Consider the following 11,761-nt stretch of genomic DNA (forward strand, 5'->3'; position numbering starts at 1 on the left):
TGGTAAAAATGAAAGGGGAAAGAATAACATTGCAGAATGTAAAAGGAATCGGAGATAAAATCTCTGAAAAAATACTGAATAGTGTTGGGGGCGAAGAAGAACTCCAAAAAATAGTCGATAATGTCGATGTCGAAAAAATAGCCAACATTGAAGGCATAAGCCAAAGAAAAGCTATTGAAATAATGAATCAGTTACTGAACAGACCAACTTATGAATTCATAAAAAGCGACAGGGCCATGGAGCTTTACGAAGACATCATAAACAAGATATTATCCTACTCAAACACAAACTATTCAAAAAATAGAATATTGCTCCTTTCTCCTACCAAAGACATTGACAAGATTACAGAACAGCTTGATTTTGTGATGAACGCCAAAGAGCATGTCTCCCAGCTTCCAATAATAAAATTAAGAGGCCTGATGAAAAATCTAAAAGAGGTTGAAGAGGCCAAACCCGAATATGACCCAAGCAAAGTCATTCTTGTGGAACGTGAAGAGGACAATGCATATCTTACAGATTTGGGCCTTAATCAGTATTATCCAATTCTTACTGCAAGCGACTCACCTCTGCTTCAGGAAGAAATGATGAATTATGATCTGGTATTTTACGTGTATTCAGAAGGAATCCTCGATTTCGAAGGAATGCCGAATCTGATAATGATCAACATTGATGAAAACGATTATGAAATCGTTCCTGAAAAGATAATCAATTTCTTTATTCAAAACAAAGACCTGTTCACAAGAGTCCATGAAATTCAAAAAATCAGGAACAAGGAAAGTGTCCTTGGAGACATCATCCCAATAATCGATGAAGTCAATATCATAGATAAAAGGGAAGTGGATATTGAAAAGTTAGTCTATTCTCTTAAAGATGAGATGGATGAAGAGCTTGAAAAATCCATTAAAAAAGTTGACCTTGAAGGAGATGAAATACTCAATCTATTAAACAATAACTTCCCACCAAAGATAAGTAAAATATTTGACGAAATTATCAATAAACGCAAAAAAATTATCCGTGATGAAACCGGATTGAGTTTTGACCCGTTCCTTAGAACATATCCTATCGAAATTGACGATACCGAGATACAAAGGGTGACCCTTGAACAGTCATCCAAAAAAGAAAACGACATTTTCGACATTAAAAAAAGTGCCGCAATAGAATTAAACTCAATTAAAAAAAGGGCAATCGAGGAAGTGAAGGATGCAATAAAATTCGACTACGAATTCAGTTTAGGAAGTTTTGCATATGAATATGACCTCTGCAGACCGGAATTCAGCGACGAAATAAAGTTAGAGGGCGCTTTGCACCTGGAACTGGCACTTAAAAAGGATAAAGATTATGTTCAAACTGTTGATTATCAATTAACCAAAGATGAAAACATAGCACTTCTGACCGGAGCAAACAGCGGCGGTAAAACAACACTCCTCGAAACATTGACACAGATATCAATAATGGCTCAAATGGGACTTCCGGTAAGTGCCGATAAAGCAGAAATCAAGTTGTTTGATGAAATTTACCATTTCTCCAAGAAAAGATCCCTCGATGCAGGAGCATTTGAATCATTCTTAAATGTGTTCATACCAATCGTCACCACAAATAGTGAAAAGTTAGTACTTTTAGACGAACTTGAAGGAATAACCGAACTTGATGCAGCAGTTAAAATTATTTCCACATTCATAGACATGATAAAAGAATCCAACTCCTATGGAGTGATTGTAACCCATATGGCACGTGAGCTGATGAACTACACAGACATCAGGGTGGACGGTATTGAAGCCAAAGGGCTGGATGAAGATTACAATCTGATTGTTGACAGAACACCAAAAATGAATTTCCTTGCAAAAAGTACGCCTGAATTGATTCTAAAAAGGATATACGAAAAATCCGATGATGATTTAAAAGCAGTATATGCAAGAATTTTAGAGAAATTCTAAAATGCATATGCTACTTTTTACTATTTTTCCATTTTGACATTACCATTTGGGATTCGGCTTTGTGAAATTGAATTTTAAAGGTCTTTGATATAATCCCCCGTTACAAAGAAAGTCAATTTGGCAAAACGCCTCCGTTAATGTCAATTGCAACACACCAAATCAAAATAATTCCCATACCAATTAATTTAATTAAGATTAAAATCAATTATTTAATAGGAAAAATAATTTTCAAAGCAGAAATTATTATGGGAAATGGGAATATGAGCGATAACACTGAGAAAAAGGAAACATTTAAGGATGAACTGAAAAGAATATTTTCACTGTCAGGAGATTCCGCATCAAACGAAGAGATTCGTACACGTCTTCTGGACGGCGGACAGGTTACAGGAACCAATATGTGTGTGCTGGTATGTGCGATGGTAATCGCATCAGTCGGCCTCAACGTGAGTTCAACAGCAGTAATCATAGGTGCAATGCTGATTTCACCTTTAATGGGAAGCATACTTGCTTCTGCATATGCAAGCATATCCTCAGATTATCCTCTGCTTCGAAAGCATATAACCGGTTTTGCAATTCAGATTGCCATCAGTGTTACTGCAGCCTCACTTTATTTTTTCTTCTCACCGGTTAAAGAGCCGACAGTGGAATTGCTGGCAAGAACCTCTCCAAATTTTTTTGATGTTCTCATAGCATTTTTCGGAGGACTTGCAGGAATCATCGGTCAAACCAGACAAGACAAGACAAACACAGTCATTCCAGGTGTTGCAATTGCAACTGCACTGATGCCGCCTTTATGTACCTGCGGATATTCAATTGCAAACGGAAGATGGGATATGCTCCTTGGAGCAGGCTATCTGTTCCTCATCAACACATATTTCATATTCATGTCTGCCGGAATTATCCTAAGTGTTTTGAAAATTCCGAAAATGAGAGAATTGACTGAAAAAGAATGGAAATTTCGTCGTTTCAGAATGATTGTAAATACAATCATCATCATAATTCCAAGTATAATGGCAGTTTACTTCATGATGCAATAGTAAGTAATTTCTAAACAAAAAAAGAGTTATTGAGGAAATAATTCCTCATAATTCAATATCTATTTTAAAACGAATTTCTTAAGGCCAATAATGCTCAATATTATGGCTATTATGTAACCGATTAATGAAATCAATGGCATGTCAAATACCATTGGACCAAAGGAAACAACTGAAGAACCGATTAAAAGTGCAGATACCAATGCAACAATTGAAACCTTATCGGTAATGTCGACTTCAAATTTGAATTGGAGCTCTTCGTTGTCAATCTTGTGAATGGTTCTTGTAAGGAGTTTCGGTAAGGCCTGAATCATGTGCCCATATAAGATAATGTTGCTCTTCTTGCTTTTCAGATAATTTCTAGGGTCGACTCTTTCTCTTGCAACTTGTTTGGCGATCGGTTTGATTGATTCGAAAACATCAACTTCAGGGTCCAGGTTCTCTGCAATGGCTTCAACCATTGACAATCCCCTTGCCATGGTAACGAATTCGTTTGGAAGGATGACACCATATTCCTGCATAAGATTCAGCAGTTCCTCAAGAACTCCGTCGAAACGGTTGAGTTCAACGCCAAAGTATCTTCCGAACAGATCATTCAGGTCCCTTTTCAATGTTCTTGTCTCAATATGGTAATCGAGAATGTCCATGTACATGAGCTGGTTTATCAGTCCGTCGACATCCTGGTCCACAAATAAAATCATCAATTCTGAAAGGTTCTTTTTAAATTCCTCGTCAAAGAATCCCATCATTCCCAAATCAAGGTAACATAATACATTGTCCTCCAAAATCATTATGTTTCCAGGATGCGGGTCCCCGTGGAAGAATCCGTCGATGAACAGCTGTTGAAGGTATGAATCAAGGACATTTTTTGCAAGAAGCTTTTTGTCAAACTCATCGCTGTCGCTTGCATATACATCGTTTAATTTGGTGCCCTCTATGAATTCCATTGTTAAAACTTTTGATGTGCAGTACTTGGAATATGTCTCAGGAATATGTATCTCAGGATTATCCTCGAAATTCAATTCTATGCGTTGCATGTTCATGAATTCGTTGTTGTAATCTATTTCCTTGTGAATTGAACGGTCAAATTCCTCCATTATTCCCGGCAGATTCAGTTTTCTGAGACTGGCATTCAATTTGTCGGCTCGGTTGGCAACATACTTCATTATCCTAATGTCCAAATCAATCTTATCTGTGATGCCTTCTTTTTGTATTTTAACCGCAACTCGCTCACCAGTTACCAATTTGGCTTCATGAACCTGGCCTATGGATGCTGTTGCCAGATGATCATGTGAGAAATCTTCGAACAATTCATCGATATTGCCATGAAGCTCCCTTTCAACTATGGTTTTAACCTGATCATATGATATGGCAGGATTGTCATCCTGCAAGTTAGCCAATTCATTTGCAATCTTTTCTCCGACGATATCCGGTCTGGTACTCAATAGCTGACCCAGTTTAATGAATGTGGTCCCCAATTCCTGAAGCATCATCCTCAATTTTACAGGAACTTCATCATCCAATAAAATACTGTGCGCTTCACCATCATCATCCCTGTTGCGTATTTTGCTTTTTGCTGTTTGACCTAAAAGTTCATCGAAACCGTATTTCTTTAAGGCAGCTCTAATTTCACCCAAACGCTGTTTTGTTTTTTTATCCATACTTATCACTTTAGAACCTAATTCAAAAATATCTTATATGAAATGCCATCAATACAATTAGACATATTTCAGCAATAATTGAGGACTGCATATTTGCAATGAACAAAATCCAAATAAACATCATTCATTCCAATGAGAAATTGCAAAAAGTAACCCCAAACTTATTAATTTAATTCCATCAACATAAATACCTTTATAATTTATCTATTAATTATAAGCTACTTTAATCATTATATCTTCAAATACACCAAGTACAAACAATTAACAGAATTATTATTCCAAGCAACATTCCCTGGAAAAATAAAGATCATCCTCCTATTTTGCTCTGATAATAAACATTGTTGTGTCGTCAAATTGTTCTTCATAATTGCAGAATTCTTTAATGTCCTCTTCTATGGCATCTATTATATCATTAACATTATCGTTTTTGTGTTTATTTATAATATTTTTTAGTCTTTCTTGACCATAAAATTCTTTATAACCTTCATTGGCTTCTGTCACACCATCAGTATATAAAAATATTGTATCTCCTTTTTTAAATGGAATAACATGTGTTTTATAATCCATATCTTTCATGGCTGCCAATACTAATTCTGATTTAATATTCACATATTCAAAATCATTATTGTTTAATTTAATCAATGGAGAATTATGGCCTGCATTAACAAATGACAATTCGTTGCTTTTCATATTAATTTTTCCAAGCCAGCAGGTAACAAAATGATCATCCACATTCTCTTCATAAAGATCATTATTTGTTTTATAAAATGCTTTTGATAAATCATTATACTGCTTTGTATAATCCTGAATTAATGTCATTGCTTTAACCATTATTAATGCGGCAGATATTCCTTTTCCGCTGACATCTCCAATTACAAATCCGATATTGTCTTCATCTATTTGGAAATAATCGTAAAAGTCTCCCCCTACCTGACGGGCAGCTTTCATTATTCCCCAAAGTTCAAACTTGTCTCTGTTTTCACTAAATTCATCATGAAATTCTTCAAAATCTTTTGGCACCATTGAATTTTGAATATCGCTGGCCAATTTCAGTTCAGTTTCATATCTTTCTTTTTCAGAGGTTACTTTTCTCAAGTTTTGTACATGTTTTACTACATCATATTCCATATCTCGCAATGAATCAATCAGTACTCTTATTTCGTTGTTTACCTTGATTTTTTCCAATCTTTCCCCATGTTTTGAATGGTCTTCAATTGTTGTAATACCTTCAGTTATGACTTCAGATAACTTATTCAATGGTTCTGTTACATTTTTTTCTAAGTAATATAAGTAAAACACTAACGGAATTGATATTATGATAAATAAAAACAGGGTAGTTCTGGCAATATTTAAATAGCTTTCACTGTAGCCCAAACCCAAAATGTAATCCATAATTACTGAAATACTTGAGATAATCAATATTATCAATACTATGGAAATATTTACTTTTGAAAATACGTTCGGTACAGTATTGTGTTTGATTTTGAAAATATCACCATCATATGGCTTTAATAAATAGATTATAAGAAATACCGTGATAACTAACATTAATATGCCATAATTGAAATCTAGGAAAAATGTTTGAAGTAACCCTATAGTGAAGAACAATATTAAAAAAATAGGATATATTTTTTTAGGTAAAAACTGTTTAAATTGTATTCTTGGAATATACATTGGTATTTCGAAGTAATTAATAATATATGTGGATATTATAACAATAAAGAAACTGAATATTGTTGAAATAAAATCAAATTTAAACTCATAGTTTATTACTTCTTCACTGAAAAAATCAAAGAAAATGAATATCATTATGGAATATAGTGAGAATATGATGAATAATTTAATTAAATTATATAATCCCGGAAAATTCGGACTTTCCAATCCATTTTTATTCATAAATGAGTACCACAATTTCCATATCGTAAAATTACTGATAAAAAAGATGAATACAATTAATAAATTTAATAAAATGGATTCGGGATGGGATATCATCAAATAAATAAATTCCATCAGTGCAAATCCTAAAATTGCAAAAGGCCCTAAAATTAAACTTAAAACTGGGAGCAGTATTATATGAACATCTCCCAATTGAGGGAAAATTCTGGAGAGTCCAAAAAGAATTGCAGTTAAAACAATTGAGAATAATACAATAAATTTCCTTGATTTAAAAAGTTCCATTTTATTTTCCACTATTCTCACATCCATTATATCTGATTATTAACATTGCCATATCATCAAATTGATTTTCATTATTGCAGTATTCATATACTTCATTCTTAATTTTTTCGAGTATTTCATTTGGATTTTCATTTTCATATTTATTTATAGTTTCTTTTAAACGGTCACTACCAAAGAATCCCTCGTAGTTATTATTTGCTTTTATAATTCCATCAGTATATAAAAATATTGAATCTCCAGGGTTTAAACTTAATTCCTGATCGTCATATGTCATTCCGTCCTTTAATCCCAAAACATGATTGGTATTAGTATCTAAATATTCAAAATTTTTATTTTTTTCTTTAAACAATGGCTTTTCATGGCCTGAATTTACAAAACTTAGTTTTCCAGTCTTTATATTTAATTTTCCAAACCAAGATGTGACAAATAAATTTTCTTCATTTCTTTGACAGGACAAATCATTGACAATTTCATAAAATTCCTTAAGATTATCATGGGATTTACTGTGATTTCTAATCAGATACATGATCTTAACCATAAATAATGTTGCAGGTATTCCTTTTCCACTGACATCGCCAATTACAAATCCTATATGTTCATCGTCTATGTCAAAATAGTCATAAAAGTCTCCACCAACTTCTTTTGCAGGATTCATAAACGCAGAAATTTCAAAGGACTTATCTTTAGAAAATTCATTAAAATCAGTTTTTAACATATGTGTTTGGATATTATTTGCAACATTGAACTCAGTTTCAATTCTTTCTTTTTCAATAGTTGTTTTTTTAATTTCAGATAAATGATTTTCAATAGATTTCATCATTTCAACAAAAGATTTAACTAATTTGGAGATTTCATCATCCCTTTTGCTGTATCTTTCCAATCTTTTGCTTAGTTCAGTATTTTCTTCCACTTCTTTATTTTTTTTATATACATCTAAAGCACTTATTAAATCATAGATTGGATTTGTCAGAATTTTTTCGACATTGATAATGTGGAATATTAAAAAGATTAAAACTAATGCGCTTCCATAAGCGATAGCAATCATATATGCAAAATTGATATCATTAACCCAATTTCCAGTAAGATGTTGAACTAATAATGTAAGTGTATCGAAGTTTGCATATGTCACTATAGCTAATACTACTAAAAATATCAAGATTATCTGTTCGATAATTGAATAATTCGTCCATTTGCTTTCAATATTTGTATCAAGTTTATTTAAAACAAATAATGCTGCAGTGGTTAGGAATATTAAAAGGAAGATCATGTTCACAAGAGTGTTGTTAAAAGATGTGGCTAAAATTATAATCGTATAAAAGACCAGAAATATAAACATTACTGCGAAATAGTCGTATTTAATATCAATTCTATTAATTACATTTTTTGGAGTTTGTAATGGGATTTTAAATATATTAAAGAGACTGATGAGCAATAAACCGAAGATTATTCCAAAGTTGAACATGTCTAAAAAGTATGAAAATACATTAATTGCTGTTGTTAATGGATACAGATATCCCAATGGAGGGTATGCTTTAAGTGCGATATTAACAAAAGACCAGTAACAAACAGAAATGATGAATATTATTGTAATGAATTTTAAAATATTTTCTGTTGAATCAAATTTAGGAGTGCTCACTGATTTTCTATTGAATTTAGTATACCACAGTTTATATGCAATAATGGAAATGAAAAATGTAACTAAAAAGTCAGTAAGCGAGGAGGGTAAATCACCGCCAATGCTAAGCTCAAAAAAGAACATTGCAAGTGAATGACCTAATGCTCCAACCGGACCAAACATCATAGCAAAAACAGGACCCAGTCCGATATCAGGAACTACAAACCATCCTGCAATAGTCAAATATCCATATACATAACAACATATTGCTCTAATAGTGAATGTAAATAAGAAAATAAATATTATCAAAAAGTTTTTTAAGCATATTCACAGACCCTACTTATTTAAACATTTATGCATGTAATATATCTAACTTAAAATGTGTTTTCATTTATAACGTATATTGTTATATATTAATAAACTTAATGCCACTTTTAAAAACAAATCTTTCAAAAACTTTGTGTGCGACAAGAAGAATCCATTTCTTCATCGTTTGTTCAGTGAGAATGTATTTCTCAATTCTGCTGTGTTGAGATTTTCCCCCTTGAAACTATAAAATCAGTAATGGAGTTATAGATTGAATGTCTAATCAAGTTTAACATATTCTAAACTTGAGGACTAGGGAAAGATTTAGGGCGATTAATCATTAGACAAATAGTTGTAAGAATCGTGATTTGAAATAGATGGAATACAAATGCTATAATATACTATTGAGTTGCAGATAGGAATGTACAATGAATTTTGCCCGTATACTATACAAAATATTTACTACTTTTAACTTAAGCAATTAGAAATAAAATTTATTCATAAAGAATTTTTTCCAAATATTCTTTAATTTCAGGGACGTCCTCATGAATAATTTCCCAAATTACATCATCAACTATATTTTCATAATTATGTGCTGTGACATTTCTCAAACCAATCAACTGACCCCATTCAATTCCATCATATTCTTCACGGAATTCCTCTGAAAATCTATTTGCAAATTCTCCCATTTGAATAATGACTAATGCACAAGCATCTTTATACAAACTATCTGACATGTAAATTTCTTTATCATCATCAAAACGATTTAGATAATCATCAAAACGATTACAATAGTCAATTATGGTTTCGGCACATCTTTTATCTTTTTCGTTCATATAAAAGAACCTCATCCTTACTTACTGCTTCAAGAAATTTTTTATTTGAACTTCCTTTACTAATTACATCGACATGGCAATCAAATTCATCTTCCAAATCCTGAACTAAAGAAACATATTGCAAGCCTCTTAAATCACCTTTATCCATAACAAAATCTAAGTCACTATCTTCAGTTGCTTCACCACGAGCATAAGATCCAAAAAGACTAAAAGTATTTATTCCATATTTAATAACAATTGGAATAACACGTTTTTTAATATCTTCAATAGTAAACACCATGAAAAATCACCACAATGTAATGAATTCTTATTTAAATATATCCTGCTCATTAATAATAAACATTTTCAAACTGTGAGTTTATGAAAAAACACACTTATTGTATAACTGTTTTCACACAACCAGTATACTGAAAAAACTATACAAAATATAAACACCTGCAAAAAAGGCCAAATCAATTCCTTAAAAAAATAATTATTTTTTAAAAATACCAACACGTTGCACCCAATAATATTATCAAATAAATTATATTAAGTTAATTGAATATGAACTTAATATTAGGGCTCTGTCTAAAATTGTCATGATAACATATGCCCTATTTCATCGTCAGTGAACTGTTACGATTTCATATTAAATTTTACAATTAATTAAATGGCAATATTAAAAATGGATTATTGTTTGCTTTTTAAATTGATTAAATCGTGTTTTGCGGTTGATTAAATTTAATGTTTTTTATGGGAGCTTTATTTTAATGAAATGACATTCATTTTATATTTAAGAAGTTAATTGAATGTAAATTTTTCTATAGGTTGATAAATACCAAGTTATAATAAATTCAAGTGTTTAGAAGTAGTTATTTTAAAAATAGAAGTATATAAATAATGTAAAGGGTATATTATTATATATGCTCTCAATAAACCCCTTTACAAGTTATAATATTGTTGACATTTTAAATAAACCTTTGTATTTTATTGAATCTGATCAATTGAATGTGTGTAATTTAATTAGTCCTGATGATTTGGAATTTTTCCAAGAGTATTACAGGGATTATTATACAGAAATTGTTTATTATGAATATGAAAGACCAATTTGTCCAAAATGTGACATTTCAATGAACAGCAATGGTTCTAGGCCTGCCAAACCTAATAAATGGGAAGGTATACGTAAAAAACAATATATCTGCCCAGAATGTGGAAAAACACATTTCACAAGTTTGGAAAATTTCATCAAAAGATACTCCAATTATACACGTGCAATTTGCGAAAAATCATTAGAATACGAATCCATCACCCATATGTCCTATCAAAAAAAGGCAGAAATAATCAAACTCAAAAATGGAATAAGATTAAACCGCCAAACAGTATATTATCACGAATCAACTTACGATGAATCATTCATCACACAAAAAGAAGAAAACCTTCAAAAACTCCTAAAAGAAACAAAAATCGAACCCAGCGGTATTTACCACTATGATGAAGAATTTCTACATGAAAACAGAGTAGCTGCTGTTAGATTAGCAATTATTGACGCCGTAACAAACCTAATAATCAATGATCAGGTAATTTATCAAGACGATTTCAACAAAGAATTTGTAGAAATCTTCCTAAAATACTCCTTAGAAGGATTACCTAAAAAAGTACTGATAACAGACGGCCATACAATGTATCCACCAATAATAGAACGAATTTGCATAAAACACCAACTCTGCATATTCCACATCATCAAACACCACAACGACAAATCCTACAAAAAAATGAACAAAATAAAAAGAAGAATAAAAACACTAGAAACAAAAATAAAAGAAAACGAAGAAAGAATAACCAAACTAAAAGAATACAGCAAAGGACTACCAAAAGCAGTATCAAAAAAAGAAACAACAAGAAAAAGAAGAATCAAAAAACGAAAAAAATTAACCCAAGACAACAAAAGATACAGAAACGAACGAAAACAAAAAAGAAAAGAACTAAAAGAACAAGAAAAAATCAACGAAAGAATAGCCAACATATACGATACAGACAACGAAAAAGCAGCAAAAAGAAGATTCAAAACAATATATCACCAATTAGATCAATTCGACGACAATACACAAAAATACCTAAAAAACCTAAACAAAAAATTCGAAAAAACACTAGAATACTACAAAAACCCACAAATACCCCGAACAAACAACAAAATCGAAGGATACTTCAAAATAACACT

At 31.6% G+C, this 11,761-nt stretch carries 8 protein-coding genes; 3 read left to right on the forward strand and 5 right to left on the reverse strand.

Translation table 11 applies throughout. The features are described 5' to 3' along the window. Positions 1–8: 8 nt before the first annotated feature. Together Q0W26_RS04940 and Q0W26_RS04945 are read left to right on the forward strand one after the other, a co-directional pair. Positions 9–1,934, forward strand: a complete 1,926-nt coding sequence (locus Q0W26_RS04940) for an endonuclease MutS2 (protein WP_298523040.1) — start codon at positions 9–11, stop codon at positions 1,932–1,934. 260 nt (positions 1,935–2,194) lie between these two features. Beyond that, positions 2,195–2,971, forward strand: a complete 777-nt coding sequence (locus Q0W26_RS04945; RefSeq protein ID WP_298523041.1) for a DUF389 domain-containing protein — start codon at positions 2,195–2,197, stop codon at positions 2,969–2,971. A 59-nt stretch (positions 2,972–3,030) separates the two neighbouring features. On the opposite strand, the gene Q0W26_RS04950 is transcribed toward Q0W26_RS04945, so the two are convergent. The 5 genes from Q0W26_RS04950 to Q0W26_RS04970 form a co-directional block, all read right to left on the reverse strand. Next, entirely contained in the window at positions 3,031–4,629 is a 1,599-nt protein-coding gene (locus Q0W26_RS04950; protein WP_298523044.1) for an AarF/ABC1/UbiB kinase family protein, read from the reverse strand. Positions 4,630–4,944: 315 nt separating this feature from the next. After that, on the reverse strand, positions 4,945–6,834 hold the full coding sequence (locus Q0W26_RS04955) for a PP2C family protein-serine/threonine phosphatase (protein ID WP_298523047.1): 1,890 nt from the start codon (positions 6,832–6,834) through the stop codon (positions 4,945–4,947). Beyond that, positions 6,809–8,665 carry a PP2C family protein-serine/threonine phosphatase gene (locus Q0W26_RS04960; RefSeq protein ID WP_298523050.1) on the reverse strand — a complete coding sequence of 619 codons (1,857 nt, stop codon included), beginning with the start codon at positions 8,663–8,665 and terminating at the stop codon, positions 6,809–6,811. The genes Q0W26_RS04955 and Q0W26_RS04960 overlap by 26 nt, the downstream gene beginning before the upstream one ends. A 557-nt stretch (positions 8,666–9,222) precedes the next feature. Continuing rightward, positions 9,223–9,564, reverse strand: coding sequence for a DUF86 domain-containing protein (locus Q0W26_RS04965; protein WP_298523053.1), 342 nt, complete (start codon positions 9,562–9,564; stop codon positions 9,223–9,225). Further along, complete coding sequence (locus Q0W26_RS04970; RefSeq protein ID WP_298523056.1) at positions 9,548–9,844, reverse strand: nucleotidyltransferase family protein; 297 nt, start codon at positions 9,842–9,844, stop codon at positions 9,548–9,550. The genes Q0W26_RS04965 and Q0W26_RS04970 overlap by 17 nt, the downstream gene beginning before the upstream one ends. 622 nt (positions 9,845–10,466) lie before the next feature. Between Q0W26_RS04970 and Q0W26_RS04975 the strand changes: the two genes are divergently transcribed. Next, a partial coding sequence (locus tag Q0W26_RS04975; RefSeq protein ID WP_298523059.1) for a hypothetical protein occupies positions 10,467–11,761 on the forward strand: 1,295 nt, incomplete at its 3' end.

Origin of the sequence: uncultured Methanobrevibacter sp. (assembly GCF_947169325.1) — an archaeon.
GTDB lineage: Archaea > Methanobacteriota > Methanobacteria > Methanobacteriales > Methanobacteriaceae > Methanocatella.